Annotated in this window: 10 protein-coding genes and 1 pseudogene; 10 read left to right on the top strand and 1 reads right to left on the bottom strand. The window is 68.4% G+C overall.

Features of this window, described 5'->3' with window-relative positions:
- Positions 1-102 precede the first annotated feature (102 nt).
- The 8 genes and pseudogenes from MLGJGCBP_RS03375 (at position 103) to MLGJGCBP_RS03340 (ending at position 12,262) form a co-directional block, all read left to right on the top strand.
- The gene (locus tag MLGJGCBP_RS03375) at positions 103-1,533 is read left to right on the top strand and encodes an APC family permease (protein WP_160094055.1); all 1,431 of its coding nucleotides are present in this window, start codon (positions 103-105) and stop codon (positions 1,531-1,533) included.
- Positions 1,533-3,205, top strand: a pseudogene (locus MLGJGCBP_RS53665) (amidohydrolase). The gene MLGJGCBP_RS03375 and the pseudogene MLGJGCBP_RS53665 overlap by 1 nt, the downstream one beginning before the upstream one ends.
- A gap of 185 nt (positions 3,206-3,390) precedes the next feature.
- Positions 3,391-4,821 (top strand): gamma-aminobutyraldehyde dehydrogenase, encoded by a 1,431-nt coding sequence (locus tag MLGJGCBP_RS03365; protein ID WP_087558687.1) that lies wholly within the window; start codon positions 3,391-3,393, stop codon positions 4,819-4,821.
- A gap of 53 nt (positions 4,822-4,874) precedes the next feature.
- Positions 4,875-6,215: a 4-aminobutyrate--2-oxoglutarate transaminase gene (gene gabT, locus MLGJGCBP_RS03360; RefSeq protein WP_087558688.1), complete on the top strand. Its 1,341-nt coding sequence runs from the start codon at positions 4,875-4,877 to the stop codon at positions 6,213-6,215.
- 81 nt (positions 6,216-6,296) lie between these two features.
- The gene (locus tag MLGJGCBP_RS03355) at positions 6,297-8,255 is read left to right on the top strand and encodes a primary-amine oxidase (protein WP_160094054.1); all 1,959 of its coding nucleotides are present in this window, start codon (positions 6,297-6,299) and stop codon (positions 8,253-8,255) included.
- Positions 8,248-9,702 carry an NAD-dependent succinate-semialdehyde dehydrogenase gene (locus MLGJGCBP_RS03350; protein WP_160094053.1) on the top strand — a complete coding sequence of 485 codons (1,455 nt, stop codon included), beginning with the start codon at positions 8,248-8,250 and terminating at the stop codon, positions 9,700-9,702. Before MLGJGCBP_RS03355 ends, MLGJGCBP_RS03350 begins: the two co-directional genes overlap by 8 nt.
- A gap of 33 nt (positions 9,703-9,735) precedes the next feature.
- A complete protein-coding gene (locus MLGJGCBP_RS03345; protein WP_087558691.1) occupies positions 9,736-10,626 on the top strand; it encodes a universal stress protein in 891 nt (296 codons plus the stop codon).
- A gap of 55 nt (positions 10,627-10,681) precedes the next feature.
- The gene (locus MLGJGCBP_RS03340; protein WP_087558692.1) at positions 10,682-12,262 is read left to right on the top strand and encodes an APC family permease; all 1,581 of its coding nucleotides are present in this window, start codon (positions 10,682-10,684) and stop codon (positions 12,260-12,262) included.
- On the opposite strand, the gene MLGJGCBP_RS03335 is transcribed toward MLGJGCBP_RS03340, so the two are convergent.
- Entirely contained in the window at positions 12,222-12,833 is a 612-nt protein-coding gene (locus MLGJGCBP_RS03335; protein ID WP_160094052.1) for a TetR/AcrR family transcriptional regulator, read from the bottom strand. The two genes, MLGJGCBP_RS03340 and MLGJGCBP_RS03335, sit on opposite strands and share 41 nt — an antisense overlap.
- A 162-nt stretch (positions 12,834-12,995) precedes the next feature.
- On the opposite strand from MLGJGCBP_RS03335, the gene MLGJGCBP_RS03330 reads away from it, so the two are divergent.
- Together MLGJGCBP_RS03330 and MLGJGCBP_RS03325 are read left to right on the top strand one after the other, a co-directional pair.
- Entirely contained in the window at positions 12,996-13,976 is a 981-nt protein-coding gene (locus tag MLGJGCBP_RS03330) for a nitrilase-related carbon-nitrogen hydrolase (RefSeq protein ID WP_160094051.1), read from the top strand.
- Positions 13,976-15,001 carry an agmatine deiminase family protein gene (locus MLGJGCBP_RS03325; RefSeq protein ID WP_160094050.1) on the top strand — a complete coding sequence of 342 codons (1,026 nt, stop codon included), beginning with the start codon at positions 13,976-13,978 and terminating at the stop codon, positions 14,999-15,001. The genes MLGJGCBP_RS03330 and MLGJGCBP_RS03325 overlap by 1 nt, the downstream gene beginning before the upstream one ends.
- Positions 15,002-15,021 lie beyond the last annotated feature (20 nt).

The raw sequence follows: 15,021 nt of genomic DNA, 5'->3' as shown, positions 1-15,021 counted from the left end.
GAAGCGCATCCAGGTCGTCGAAATCTGTGACACTCGGCCCAGTTGTTTGACGGGTCTGTCAAAAAACTATTTCCCCCCTCACTCTCCCCGAACGGACAGCTCATGGACCAGACCGCCCGGCCACCCACCGCCACTCCCCCCGCCGCCCCGGACGCCTACGAGGCCTCACTCTCGCGGAGCATCGGCGTCGGCGGAAACATCCTGATCACCCTGTCCTCGATCTCACCGGCGTCGAGCGTCTTCATCCTCGGCGGCTCCGCCCTCGCCCTGTTCGGCACCGGCGTCTTCTGGGCGTTCCTCATCGCCGGCATCGTCAGCATCCTCATCGCCTTCTGCTACGCCGAACTCGCCTCCGCGTATCCCGTTGCCGGCGGCGACTACTCGCTGGTGTCGCGGGCACTCGGACCGGCCTTCGGCGTCGCCACGTTCTTCATCAGTCTCATCTCGCTGCCGCTGATCATCGCGGTCTTCGCCCTCGGCGTCGCCGACTATCTGGGCGTCGCGATCCACGGACTGTCGCCGCAGCAGACCGCACTGGTCGTCGTCGTGATCACCACCGTGACCGCGTGTTTCGACATCCGGACGAACGCGTGGCTCACCGGGGCCTTCCTGGGCGTCGAGATGGCGGCACTGGCCCTGCTCACCGTCCTCGGTTTCGTCCACATGGAACGGCCGCTGTCGAGCCTGCTCAGCCCGGAGGTCCTCGACACGTCCACCGGCCGGCTCGCACCCCTCGCAATCTCCGGACTGATGTTGGCCGTCACCCAGGGAATCTTCGCGTACAACGGGTACGGCGGCGCCGTGTACTTCGCCGAGGAAACCAAGAACGCCGCCCGCTCGATCGCGAAGGCCGTGATCTGGAGCGCCGTGATCACCGTCGCCACCGAACTCGTCCCGCTGATCGCCATCATGGTCGGCGCCCGCTCGCAGACCGAACTCTTCGGATCCGACCTCCCCGTCGAGGCCTTCCTCACCGAACGCGCCGGTCACGCCGTCGCCATGGTGGTCATGCTCTCGATCGCCCTCGCCGTGATCAACGCGATCATCGCGATCACGCTGCAGGCGGGCCGGCTCCTCTACGCCGCCGCGCGCGATCGCGCCCTCCCCGAGACCGTCGCGGCGCCGCTGCAGGCCGTCAGCACCAAGGGCCGTGTCCCCGTGCTCGCCACCGTCGTGATGGGCGCCATCGCGTTCGCCGCGTGCTTCGTCCCGCTGGACGTCCTGCTCACCGCCACCGGGTCGACCCTGACGTTCACCTACCTGTTCATCGCGCTGGCCGCGATCAACCACCGCCGCGGCGGAACCACCCGAGCCGGCTACCGCATGCCGTTGTGGCCCCTCGCCCCGGGAATCTGCATCGCCGCACTCGGTCTCGTCTTCGTCGTCACCCTGCTCGACCCGGAGCAGTGGCTCAGTCTCGGCATCTCCCTGGGACTCGTCGCCGCCGGCTTCGTCTATTTCGCCCTCTACCTGCGACCGCGCAAGAACACCCACCTGCTGCTGCTCGACGCCGCCCCCGAGGAGACCTGCTGATGCTCGACCTGCTGCTGAACAACGGCGTCGTCCGCACGTTCGACGCGCCCGGCCGGGCCGAGGCCGTCGGCATCGCGGACGGCCGGATCCGGTACGTCGGGACCACCGAGGACGCCCCGGCGGCCCGGCGGACCATCGACCTGCACGGCCGGCTGGTCACCCCCGGCATCGTCGACAGCCACAACCACCTGCTCCTCGGCTTCGACCCCGACGCGGTGAGTCTCGAAGGCGCACAGGACCTCACGGAGGTCCGGCGGCGGATCGGCGCACACGCAGCCGCCCGCCCCGACCTCGACTGGATCTGCGCCGAGAACGCCGTCTACTCCGTGGTGACCGGGCGCAGGCCGAACGCCGACGACCTCCGCGGCCTCACGGATCGCCCGGTCTTCATCACCACCTACGACCAGCACTCGGTGTGGCTGAACGACGCCGCGCTGCGGAAGCTCGGCATCGACCGCGGCACCCGGATCCCGTGGGGACGTCCGGAATTCGACGGAAACGGCTTGCCAACCGGCTGGGTCACGGACTTCTACACCAGCGCGATGACGCGGGCCGGTCTGGCCGGTCTGCAGCGCGACATCCCGATGTACTCCCCCGACCGCCGGTACCGGAGGATCACGTCCAGCCTGGAGATGGCGACCGCGTGCGGCATCACCACCGTCGTCGAACCGCAGGTCCCGCTGGCCGAACTCGACCTGATGTACCGGGCGCGCGCCGAGGGGCGGATGCATTCACGGGTGATCACCGCCCGTTCCACCCGGTCGGCGCCGACGCCGCGTTCCGCCGGGACCTGCGGGAGGCCGTCGACGGCGCGTCGGTCGACGACATGCTCCGGCTCGGGCCGGTCAAGCTGTACGCCGACGACGTGATCGAGCCGCACACCGCCGCCATGCTCGCCGACTACGCGAACCGGCCGGGCCACCGCGGAGCGCCGAGCCTGCCGCCGCCGGAGTTCACCGCGATGCTCACCGAACTCGACCGTCTCGGTTTCCAGACGCACACGCACGCGACAGGCGACTGGGGCATCCGGCTGGCGCTCGACTCGATCGAGCACGCGGCCCGTGTGAACGGCACCACCGACCGGCGGCACGGCATCGTTCACGTCGAGTGCCTGCATCCCGAGGACCTTCCCCGGTTCCGGGACCTCGGCGTCGTCGCGGCGATGCAGCCGCGGCACTGCTCGCCCGACCTCGTCGCGGGGACGTGGATGGAGAACGTCGGGGAGGACCGGTGGGACCGGGCGTGGCGTTTCCGTTCGCTCGCCGAGTCGGGCGCGACGCTGGCGTTCTCCAGCGACTGGCAGGTCGGGGAGATGGATCCGCTCATCGGCCTCTACTCCGCGCTGACCCGCTCGGGTCTCGACGGCCGCACCGACTGGACTCCGCACGAACGGATGGACCTGGATTCGGCGTTGCGGGCGTACACCCGCGGCGGCGCGTGGGCCTGGCACGCCGAGGACGACCTCGGGGTGATCCGTCCCGGCGCCCACGCCGACCTGGTCGTCTGGTCGGCGGACCTCTACGCGCTCGAACCCGGAGACCTGCTGGACCAGCGGGCCGACCTCACCCTCGTCGGCGGCGAGGTCGTGCACGACGCCGCCGTCGCGAGCGCCCCCGCGGACGTGCCGTTCGCCGGTTCCGGAGCGGCCGGGCACACCTGCTCGCACGGGTGACGCCGGATTGGACAACTCGGCGCGGCGGGGGGCGCGTCTTTCACCATTTTGTCAGCTGCCTCCGGCTTGTGAGACAGCGCACACTTGTTTTCAGATGTTCTGCAACTCCGGGCCCCGGTCGGACCGTTCCACCGACGGACCGCTGCGGACCACGAGTTTCGACCCCACGAGAGGAACCGGTACCGATGTCGATCGACGTACTCGAGAACTACATCAACGGTGAGTTCGTCGCCTCATCCGCGACGGAGACGCTGGACTTGATCAACCCTGTGGACGAGAGCGTCGTCGGGCGGGCGCCCGTCTCCACCAAGGCCGACGTGGACGCGGCCGTCGAGGCTGCCGAGCGGGCGTTCGTCACGTGGGGCAAGACCACTCCGAGCGTGCGGCAGACCGCGTTGCTGAAGCTCGCCGACGCGATCGAGGCGCACAGCGACGAACTCGTCGAGGCCGAGTGCCGCAACACCGGACAGCCCAAGCAGGTCATCGCCGACGAAGAGATCAAGGTGGGCGCCGACCAGCTCCGCTTCTTCGCGGGCGCGGCCCGCATGCTCGAAGGCAAGGCCGCCGGCGAATACATGGACGGCTTCACGTCCTACGTGCGCCGCGAGCCGATCGGCGTCGTCGGTCAGGTCACCCCGTGGAACTACCCGTTCATGATGGCCCTGTGGAAGATCGGCCCCGCGCTCGCCGCGGGCAACACGATCGTCCTCAAGCCGAGCGACACCACCCCGAACAGCACGCTCGTCCTGGCCCGGCTGACCAAGGGGATCCTCCCGGACGGTGTCTTCAACGTCGTCCTCGGCAACGGCGAGACCGGCGCCACCCTCGTGGAGAACCCCGCCCTCGGCCTGGTGTCGATCACCGGATCCGTGCGGGCGGGCATCGCCGTCGCCGTCTCCGCCGCACGCCAGCTCAAGCGTGCCCACCTCGAGCTGGGCGGCAAGGCTCCCGCGATCGTCTTCGGCGACGTCGACATCGAGAAGACCGCGAGCGGCATCGCCGAGGCCGCCTTCTTCAACGGCGGCCAGGACTGCACCGCCGCCACCCGCGTCCTCGTCCACGAGTCCATCCACGACCAGCTCGTCGACGCCCTCGTCCGCAAGGCCGAGACGCTCAAGCCCGGCCTGCCGGACGACCCGGACACGTTCTACGGCCCGCTCAACAACGTCAACCACTTCAACGCGGTCAGCTCCAAGATCGCCGAACTCCCCACGTCGGCGAAGATCGTCACCGGCGGAAAGCGTTCGGGAGAGCAGGGTTTCTTCTTCGAACCGACCGTGATCACCGGAGTCGACCAGCGCGACGACATCGTGCAGGAGGAGACGTTCGGTCCCATCCTCACCGTGCAGAGCTTCTCCGACGAGAAGGAGGCCGTGACCCTCGCCAACGATGTCCGGTACGGTCTGGCGTCGAGCGTGTGGACCAACGATCACGGCGTCACGCAACGACTTTCGGCCGCACTCGATTTCGGTGCCGTCTGGATCAACTGCCACATCCCGCTGGTCGCCGAGATGCCGCACGGCGGATTCAAGTACTCCGGCTACGGCAAGGACCTCTCCGGCTACGGCGTCGAGGACTACACCCGCATCAAGCACGTCATGAGCTCCAACGACTGACGTCGCTCCCACCCATACCCATCCACGTCACGACCTTTGAGGACTGCACCATCATGAACGACATCCAGTACCGGCTGCCGCAGAAGCGCGCCCTGGTCACCGAGCTCCCCGGCCCGAAGTCGGCGGCCCTCACCGCACGTCGCCGCGCCACCGTGGCCGCGGGCGTCGGCTCCAGCGTCCCCGTGTACGCGGCGGATGCCGACGGTGGTGTGGTCGTCGACGTCGACGGCAACTCCCTCATCGACCTCGGCTCGGGCATCGCCGTCACCAGCGTGGGCGCGTCCGATCCGGCCGTCGCCGAGGCGGTCCGGGAGCAGGTCGGGCACTTCACCCACACCTGTTTCATGGTCACCCCGTACGAGGGCTACGTCCGCGTGGCGGAGGAACTCGCCGCCCTCACCCCCGGCGACCACGAGAAGCGCACCGTCCTGTTCAACTCGGGCGCCGAGGCGGTGGAGAACGCGATCAAGGTCGCCCGCCTCGCCACCGGCCGCGACGCCGTCGTCGCATTCGACCACGCCTACCACGGTCGCACGAACCTGACGATGGCCCTCACCGCCAAGTCGATGCCCTACAAGGCCCACTTCGGCCCGTTCGCGCCCGAGGTGTACCGGCTCCCGATGTCCTACCCGTACCGGGACCAGGACGGACTGACCGGCGAGCAGGCCGCTCAGCGCGCCATCAGCCAGATGGAGAAGCAGATCGGCGCCGATTCGCTCGCGGCGATCATCATCGAGCCGATCCAGGGCGAGGGCGGATTCATCGTTCCCGCCGAAGGATTCCTCCCCACCCTGGTGGAGTGGGCCCGCGCCAACGGCGTCGTGTTCATCGCCGACGAGGTGCAGACCGGCTTCTCCCGCACCGGCGCCTGGTTCGCGTGCGAGCACGAGGAGATCGTCCCGGACATCATCACGATGGCCAAGGGCATGGCGGGCGGCATGCCGCTGTCCGCGATCACGGGCCGCGCCGAACTCCTCGACAAGGTGCACCCCGGCGGACTGGGTGGCACGTACGGCGGCAACCCCGTCGCGTGTGCCGCCGCGCTCGCCGCGATCGACAGCATGCGGAAGTTCGACCTGCCCGGTCGCGCACAGCACATCGGCGACCTGGCCCTGCCGCGGCTGCAGGCCCTCGCCGCCGAGGTCGGGGTCATCGGTGAGGTGCGTGGACGCGGCGCGATGCTCGCGATGGAGTTCGTCAAGCCCGGCACGACCGAGCCGGACGCGGAACTGACGAAGGCCATTGCCGCCCGTGCGCTCGAACAAGGTGTCATTCTGCTGACATGCGGTACGTACGGCAACGTCATCCGGCTGCTTCCGCCGCTGGTGATCGGCGACGACCTGCTCGACGACGCCCTGACCGTGATCGAGCAGATCGTGCGCTCGCTCGTCTGACCCGTGCGCCTTTTCGGTAGCCACCACTACCGGAAAGGCGCACGAGCACGAACCGCCCACCCATCGACCAGAGGAGACATCATGACCCGGACGACCACCGGCACGTTCCATCCTCTGGACCCGTTGGGGGCGGACGAATTCGCGAAGGCCGCGGCCGTCCTCGCCCGGGAACACGGGGTCGGGGACGGCTGGCGGTTCGCGTCGATCGAACTCGCCGAACCGGACAAGGCCGCGGTGTCGGCGTTCGACAGTTCGGGCACCGTCCCGGACCGCCGGGCAATCGTCGTGTGCTTCGACCGCGGCAGCGGAGACACCTACAAGGCGCTCGTCTCGCTAACCGGAGACAACGTGGTCTCCTGGCAGCACATCCCGGACGTCCAGGCGAATTTCACGGTCGACGAATGGGAAGAGGCCGACGCCTTCCTCCGCGGGCACCCGGACGTGATCGCCGCGCTCGCGAAACGCGGGATCACGGACATGAGCCTGGTGTTCATGGACGTGTGGACGTACGGCGACGCGGTGACCCCGGAGAAGTACAGGGGCCGCCGGCTCGGGTGGTCGGACACCTGGGTGCGGCCGGCCGAGGGCGCCAACCCGTATGCGGGCCCGGTCAACGGTTTCCACTGTGTGATCGACGTCAACAAGATGGAACTGCTCGAGATCGAGGACACGTTCAGCGTCGAACGTCCCGAGGTCATGGGCGAGTACGTGCCCCGCCACATCCCGGAGCGGATCCGGAACGCGAGCACCCGGCCGCCGTTGAAGGCGTTGGACATCGTCCAGCCGGAGGGACCGTCGTTCACCCTCGAGGGCAACAAACTCGAATGGCAGAACTGGTCGCTGCGGGTGGGGTTCAACTACCGCGAGGGCATGACCCTGCACGCGGTGACCTACAACGACAACGGCCGGGTGCGTTCGATCGCGAACCGGATGTCGTTCGCGGAGATGGCAGTGCCGTACCGCGACACCAGCCCCGATCACTACCGCCGCACCGCCTTCGACATCGGCGAGTGGGGCATCGGGTTCATGACCACCTCGCTCACCCTGGGCTGCGACTGCCTCGGCGAGATCCGGTACCTCGACGCCGTCCTCCACGACAGCCACGGCGTGCCGTTCACGATCGAGAACGCGATCTGCATCCACGAGGAGGACAACGCCGTCCTCTGGAAGCACGTCGACCACGACGGCGCCGAGGTGCGCCGCATGCGGCGGCTGACAGTGTCGACGCACGTGACGGTCGCGAACTACGAGTACCTCGTCTACTGGCGGTTCTACCAGGACGGCAACATCGAGTGCGAGGTCCGCGCCACCGGGATCATGGTGGTCAGCCACTTCCCCGAAGGCGGTGAGCACCCGAGCGGGACGCTGGTCGACAACCGCACGTACGCGCCGTTCCACCAGCACTTCCTGGTCGCGCGGCTCGATCTCGACGTCGACGGCACCGAGAACACGGTGTACGCCACCGAGACCGAGATCGTGCCGATGGGCCCGGACAATCCCCTGGGTCTGGCACTGCGCCAGAAGAACACCCCGCTGCGCACCGAACTCGAAGGCAGGCAGGACTTCGACTGGCAGAGCCAGCGGGCGTGGAAGGTCGTCAACGACAACACGACCACCGGGCTCGGCACCGCCCCCGCCTACAAACTCGTTCCCGGCGGCGCGATCCCGTCGATGTTCGACCCGGCGTCCCCCATCTTCCAGCGCACCGGCGCCATCGGCCACACCGTCTGGGTGACGCCCAACTCCCCCGACGAACGCTGGCCCGCCGGGGAATTCGTGAACCAGAGCAAGGTCGATCACGGACTCCCCGCCTGGACCGCGGCCGACCGCCCGATCGAGAACACCGACGTGGTGCTCTGGTACACGTTCGGGATCCACCACATTCCGCGGCCGGAGGACTGGCCGATCATGCCTGCGGACACCGTGTCCTTCTGGCTGAAGCCGGCCGGATTCTTCGACCGCAACCCCGCCCTCGACGTCGCCCCCACCCCGGAGGCGTGCGATCACCACCATCCCCACCACGAGGACTCCGATGACTGATTTCGAACGGCTCCGCGCCACCCTGCCCACCGGTCTGTGGATCGACGGCGCCCAGACCGACCCGATCGACGGCGGCACCTTCCCGGTATACGACCCGGCAACGGGGACCCTCATCGCCGACGTCGCGGATGCGGGTGGCAAGGACGCGATGCGCGCACTGGACTCCGCCGCGGCGGTCCAGGAGGAATGGGCGGCGACCGCACCCCGGCAGCGGTCGATCATCCTGCGGTCGGCGTGGGAGAAGGTCATCGAGCGCACCGACGACCTCGCGCTGCTCATGACGATGGAGATGGGCAAGGCCCTCCCCGAGAGCCGCGGCGAGGTGAACTACGGCGCCGAGTTCCTGCGCTGGTTCAGCGAAGAAGCCGTCCGCATCCAGGGCCGCTACACCACGTCGCCGTCGGGCAGCGGACGGATCATGGTCACCAAGGTGCCCGTCGGACCCACCCTCGCCGTCACACCGTGGAACTTCCCGCTCGCGATGGGCACCCGCAAGATCGGGCCCGCGCTCGCCGCAGGCTGCACGATCATCGTCAAGCCCGCCGAGGACACCCCGCTCACCATGCTGCTGCTCGCCGAGATCTTCGCCGAGGCAGGCCTGCCCGCCGGCGTGCTGTCGGTGCTGCCCGCGTCGAACGCCGCCGCCGTCACCGAACCGCTGCTCGCCGACCCGCGGCTGCGGAAGGTGACGTTCACCGGATCCACCCGCGTCGGCAAGATCCTCATCGAGCAGTCCGCCCAGCAGGTTCTGCGCACATCGATGGAACTCGGCGGCAACGCCCCGTTCGTGGTGTTCGACGACGCCGACGTCGACGCCGCGGTCGAGGGCGCGATGGCCGCGAAGATGCGCAACGGCGGCGAGGCGTGCACCGCCGCCAACCGCCTCATCGTCGCGAACTCGGTGCGCGAGGAGTTCACCACCAAGCTCACCGACCGGATCGCGGCGCTCACCGTCGGACCGGGCAGCGCGGACGGCACCAACGTCGGTCCCCTCGTCAACGAGAAGCAGCGCCGGAACGTGGCGTCCCTCGTCGACGACGCCGTCGCCGCGGGCGCCCGCGTCCGCACCGGCGGCAAGTCCGTCGACGGTCCCGGCTACTTCTTCCAGCCCACCGTCCTCGACGAGGTGCCCGCGAACGCCCGCATCGTCCGCGAGGAGATCTTCGGACCCGTCGCCGCGATCACCGGATTCGACACCGAGGCCGAGGGCGTCGCCGCCGCGAACGACACCGAATACGGTCTCGCCGCCTACATCTACACGCAGAACGTGGAACGCGCGTTCCGCGTCGCCGACAAGCTCGAGAGCGGCATGGTCGGCGTCAACCGTGGAGTGATCTCCGACGTGGCCGCGCCGTTCGGTGGAGTCAAGCAGTCCGGACTCGGCAGCGAAGGCGGCACCGAAGGCATCGAGGAGTACCTCGAGACCAAGTACGTCGGCTTCGCGTAACCCCCCGCCCCGAGACAGAACGGAACCGTCACCATGCGATTGGTCGTTGGATATCTCGCCACCCCCAGCGGGCAGGACGGTCTGGCCCTCGGGGCGCAGCTCGCCCGCAGTCTCGGCGCACAGCTCGACATCTGCATGGTTCTCCCGCCGGACCGCACGGTCCCGGCGAGAGTTCCGGCAGAGACCGGCTACGACGACATCCTCGCCTCCCGCGCGCAGCGCTGGCTGGACGAGGCGAAGTCGTCGGTGCCGAGTGATATCGACGTGGACGTGCACCTGAGTTTCCACGACTCGTTCGCGCAGGGCCTCCTCGACGAGGTCACCCGCCTCCACGCGCACGCGATCGTCGTCGGCGCCGCGGGTGACGGCCTGCTCGGCAGGCACTCGGTCGGATCCGTGTCGACGGAATTGCTGCACTCCGCACACGTGCCCATCTGCCTCGCGCCGCGCGGCCATCGGCATTCCTCCGCGAAGAAGATCCGCGAGGTCACGTGCGCACTCGGGACGCGCGTCGGCGCCGACGTGCTGCTGCGCACCGCCGTGCGGACCAGCAAGCGGATGGAAACCCCGCTGCGCCTCGTCTCGCTCGTCGAACTGGACCCGCACCACCACCTTCGCGATCATCGGGACACCTCCGAGAGCGTCCGCGAGCGTGCGGTCGCCCATGCGCAGTCCACCCTCGACGAGGCGAAGTCCGCACTACCCGAAGACTTCCCCGTCTCCGTGACGATCGCCGACGGCGACGCCGTCGAATCGGCCGTCCGCAAACTCGACTGGCAGGACGGCGACCTCGTCATGGTCGGCTCCAGCCGTCTCGCCCAACCTCGTCGACTGTTCCTGGGATCCACCGCGGCCAAGATGCTCCGCGTCCTGCCGGTGCCCATGGTCGTCGTCCCCAAGCAGGAGTTCCCCAACAGTGAGTAAACCGTCCGCGACACCCACCCCGGATCCACGATCGTTCCCGACCGGAGGTTCAGACATGACGAACAGCGAAGGCGCACCGGCCTCGTCCGGCGTTGCCGTGAGCACCAAAGGGCTGGCCACCGGCGCGGTCGGAACCTTTGCCGGGGCGATCCTCGGAATCTCCTCCGTGGCACCGGGTTACACACTGACGGCCAGCATCGGGCTGATCGTCGCCGCGGTCGGGTTGAAGATGCCCGCCATCTTCATCGCCGGCTTCATCCCCATGTTCCTCACGGCGTACGCCTACCGGGAACTCAACTCCGAATCCCCCGACTGCGGCGCGTCGTTCACGTGGTCGACGAAGGCGTTCGGACCGTACGTCGGGTGGATGTGCGGCTGGGGCATGGTGATCGCCACGATCATCGTGCTCTCGAACCTCGCGGCGATCGCCGTGCAGTTCTTCTATCTGTTCATCGCGAAACTGTTCGACGCCCCGAGCATCGCGGACCTGCCCGGCAACAAATTCGTGAACGTCGGCACCACCCTGCTCTTCATCGCGCTCGCCACGTGGATCGCCAGTCGCGGCATCACCACCAGCGAGAAGCTGCAGTTTGCGCTCGTCGGCTTCCAGATGGTCCTGCTCATCGCGTTCGCGGTGGTGGCACTGGTCCACGTCGGCAACGGGGACGCCCCCGCCGGGCTGTCGTTCGATCTGAGCTGGTTCAACCCGTTCACGGGACTGGCCGTCGGCGCGTTCGTGATCGGCCTGACGGGTTCGATCTTCGCGTTCTGGGGCTGGGACACCTGCCTGACGCTGGGCGAGGAGTCGAAGAACCCGAAGAAGACCCCCGGTCGCGCCGGACTGCTGTGCGTGATCACGATTCTGCTGACCTACCTGCTCGTGTCGGTCGCCGCGATGATGTACGCCGGCGTCGGCGAGGACGGTCTCGGACTGGGCAACCCGGACAACTCGGAGAACGTCTTCGGCGCCCTCGCCGATCCGGTGCTCGGCAACTGGGGTGGCATGCTGCTGTTCCTCGCGGTGTTCGTCTCCTCGGTCGCGAGCCTGCAGACCACGTTCCTGCCGGCCGCGCGGACCATGCTCGCCATGGGCGCCTACGGCGCATTCCCCAAGAAGCTCGCCGACGTGAGCCCCCGGTTCCTGGTCCCGTCGTATGCCACGGTCGTCGCCGGTGTCGTCACCGCGGTGTTCTACACGGTGGTCACGTTCCTGTCCGAGCGCACACTGCTCGACACGATCGCCGCTCTGGGAATCATGATTTGCTGGTACTACGGCATCACGGCGTTCGCGTGTGTCTGGTACTTCCGGGACAGCCTGTTCACGAGTTTCCGCAACATCGTCTTCCGGTTCGCGTTCCCGCTCCTCGGCGGCCTCATGCTGCTCGCGGTGTTCGTGATCTCGATCGAGGAGAGCATGAACCCGGACAACGCGAGCGGCGCCTCCATCGGCGGCATCGGCCTGGTCTTCTTCCTCGGCTTCGGCATCCTCCTGCTCGGCGCCGTGCTGATGATGATCATGCGCTTCCGCAGTCCCGCGTTCTTCGAGGGCAAGACCCTCAACCGCGACACCTCCGCATTGCGGGACGAGGGCGATCTCACGGCTCGTTCGGAGCCTGCGCCACCAAGCCAGCGATAAGCGTCCGCAGCCCGAACTCGAATGCTGCATCCGCCCGTCCGGGGTTCGGCCCGGACGTGGCCAGGGCGGCCCGCATGGACTCGTTCGCCTCCGGGGCGGTCGCCCAGACCACCTCGGGTGCGGCGAGGTCCAGAGCCGACCCCAGCACGAAACTGTCGACCGTCGTGATGGCGTGCAGAATCTCCTCGGGCGTGAAGCCGCCGTCCGAGAACGCCTGTGCCAGAGCGTTGTACAGAGCGAAAGCCACACCGGACTGCACTGTGTGCGCGGTGAACAGAGGAATCAGCCGAGGGTGCTCGGCGTAGTTGCGCCGATATTCGCGCGCCAGGCCGGCCACCGTCTGGCTCCACTTGCCGTCGGGGTCCGCCACCACGATGCCCGCCATCATTCGGGCACGCATCAGTTCGATGATCTCCGCCCTCCCGGACACGTGGTTGTACAGCGAGGAGGGCCGCACCTTCAGCCGTTCGGCGAGACCCGGCATCGTGAAATCACCCGTGAGGTCCACCATGCGCATGGCGGCTTCGGTGATGATCTCCGGCGACAGCAGTCGCTGTGATGGCCGTGGCATGGGTGCCCTCCTGGTCGGTGTGTGTCACCGGAGACCAGGGCGGATACCGAAGGAATCGAAATCTTCGCTCCCCGCCCCTTGATCGCCGAGCGTTTACCCACCATACTTAACGAATCCAATTCGTTTTAGGCGCTCGCCGAACCGAACATCCGAGGAATCACAATGTTGACGATCACCGCCCTCACCCCTCCCGAGTCCCTGTCGAGGACGCGCGAGACCGGACGCACCCCGCTCCGCGTCGGCCTCGTCCAGCACCGCTGGCACGAGAACGAGCAGGATCTGCGGGCCGAACTCGACGAGGGCATCGCCGCGGCAGCCAAGCTCGGGGCGCGCGTGGTGTTCCTCCCCGAACTCACGCTGAGCCGGTACCCCGCCTTCGTCGAAGGCGGTGACAACCCCGGCCGCCAGGCCGAGGACCTGCTCACGGGGCCCACGTTCACGTTCGCCGCCAAGGCCGCCGCCGAACACGGCGTCCTCGTCCATGCGTCCCTATACGAGCGCAACGACTCCGAGAACGGCGTCCGGTACGAGGACGGGCTCGGTTTCAACACCGCCATCCTCGTCGCCCCCTCCGGAGAACTGCTGGCGCGCACCCGCAAGCTGCACATCCCCGTCACCGCCGGCTACTACGAGGACACCTACTTCCGCGGCGGCCCCGCCGAGAACCCGTACCCCGTCCACACCGCCGAGGCACTGGGCGGCGTCAAGCTCGGACTCCCCACCTGCTGGGACGAATGGTTCCCCGAGGTCGCCCGCGCCTACTCGCTCGGCGGCGCCGAAATCCTGGTGTACCCCACCGCGATCGGCTCGGAACCCGACCACCCGCAGTTCGACACCCAGCCGCTGTGGCAGCAGGTGATCGTCGGCAACGGCATCGCGAACGGCACGTTCATGGTGGTGCCCAACCGCCACGGCGGCGAAGGCCTCATCACGTTCTACGGCTCTTCGTTCATCTCCGACCCGTACGGCCGCATCCTCGCGCAGGCCCCGCGCGACGAATCCGCGGTGCTGGTCGCCGACCTCGACCTCCAGCAGCGCGAGGACTGGCTGGCCCTGTTCCCGTTCCTGGCCACCCGGCGCCCCGACACGTACGGCGTCCTCACCGAGCCCGTCGATCACGCGTCCCCGTTCGGGAGGAACTGATGACCTGGCGCATGCCCGCGGAAGGCGAACTGCACGAACGCACCTGGATGGCCTACCCCAGCGCGGGCTACTCCCTGGGCGACACCCCCGAGGAGCAGCACGAGGCGCGCACAACGTGGGCCGAGGTGACGCACGCCGTCGCCCGATTCGAACCCGTCACCGTCGTCGTCGACCCCGGTGAGGTACCCGCGGCCAAGGAGTACCTGTCCGCCGACATCGACATCGTCGAGGCGCCGCTGAACGACGCCTGGATGCGCGACATCGGACCCACGTTCGTGCTGTCCGAAGACGGACGCCTCGGCGGCGTCGACTGGATCTTCAACGGCTGGGGCGGCCAGGACTGGGCCCAGTGGGACAAGGACTCGAAGATCGGCGCCCTGGTGGTCGAGCGGTCCGGGGCGGAACTCGTCGACTCGCCGATCGTCAACGAGGGCGGCGGCATTCAGGTCGACGGCCTCGGCACCGTGCTGGTGACCGAGACCGTGCAACTCGACCCCGGCCGCAACCCGGACCTGTCGAAGGCCGACATCGAGGCGGAACTCGCCCGCACGATCGGTGCCACCACGGTGATCTGGCTGCCGCGCGGCCTGACCCGTGACTCCGACACGTACGGCACCCGCGGGCACGTCGACATCGTCGCCGCCATCCCGTCGCCCGGTGTCGTCCTCGTGCACGATCAGCGCAACCCCGAGCACCCCGACTTCGAGGTCAGCAAGGCCGTCATCGACGTGCTGAAGCAGACCACGGACGCCCGCGGTGAGTCGTGGGAGATCATCACCGTCCCCGCGCCGCAGATCCTGCGCGACGAAGAGGGCTTCGTCGACTACAGCTACATCAACCATTTCGTCGTCAACGGCGGCGTCATCGCGTGCAGCTTCGACGATCCCGCGGACGAGGAAGCGGTCGCGATCCTGTCGGCCGCCTACCCCGGACGCACCGTCGTGCCGGTCGACGCCCGCCCGCTCTTCGCGCGCGGCGGCGGCATCCACTGCATCACCCAGCACCAGCCCGCCGCCGTGCGCTGACGCACCCGTGAGTACTTCTT

The sequence above is a fragment of the Rhodococcus sp. T7 genome (assembly GCF_009872365.1).
Lineage (GTDB): Bacteria > Actinomycetota > Actinomycetes > Mycobacteriales > Mycobacteriaceae > Rhodococcus_F.
This window is presented reverse-complemented; position numbering and strand designations above follow the sequence as displayed.

What these genes read in the sequence shown, in the direction of transcription:
- MLGJGCBP_RS03350 (WP_160094053.1), top strand. Translation starts at nt 8,248, where the DNA reads ATGACTGATTTCGAACGGCTCCGCGCCACCCTGCCCACCGGTCTGTGG.
- MLGJGCBP_RS03340 (WP_087558692.1), top strand. Translation starts at nt 10,682, where the DNA reads ATGACGAACAGCGAAGGCGCACCGGCCTCGTCCGGCGTTGCCGTGAGC.
- MLGJGCBP_RS03365 (WP_087558687.1), top strand. Translation starts at nt 3,391, where the DNA reads ATGTCGATCGACGTACTCGAGAACTACATCAACGGTGAGTTCGTCGCC.
- MLGJGCBP_RS03375 (WP_160094055.1), top strand. Translation starts at nt 103, where the DNA reads ATGGACCAGACCGCCCGGCCACCCACCGCCACTCCCCCCGCCGCCCCG.
- gabT (WP_087558688.1), top strand. Translation starts at nt 4,875, where the DNA reads ATGAACGACATCCAGTACCGGCTGCCGCAGAAGCGCGCCCTGGTCACC.
- MLGJGCBP_RS03330 (WP_160094051.1), top strand. Translation starts at nt 12,996, where the DNA reads ATGTTGACGATCACCGCCCTCACCCCTCCCGAGTCCCTGTCGAGGACG.
- MLGJGCBP_RS03345 (WP_087558691.1), top strand. Translation starts at nt 9,736, where the DNA reads ATGCGATTGGTCGTTGGATATCTCGCCACCCCCAGCGGGCAGGACGGT.
- MLGJGCBP_RS03335 (WP_160094052.1), bottom strand. Translation starts at nt 12,833, where the DNA reads ATGCCACGGCCATCACAGCGACTGCTGTCGCCGGAGATCATCACCGAA.
- MLGJGCBP_RS03325 (WP_160094050.1), top strand. Translation starts at nt 13,976, where the DNA reads ATGACCTGGCGCATGCCCGCGGAAGGCGAACTGCACGAACGCACCTGG.
- MLGJGCBP_RS03355 (WP_160094054.1), top strand. Translation starts at nt 6,297, where the DNA reads ATGACCCGGACGACCACCGGCACGTTCCATCCTCTGGACCCGTTGGGG.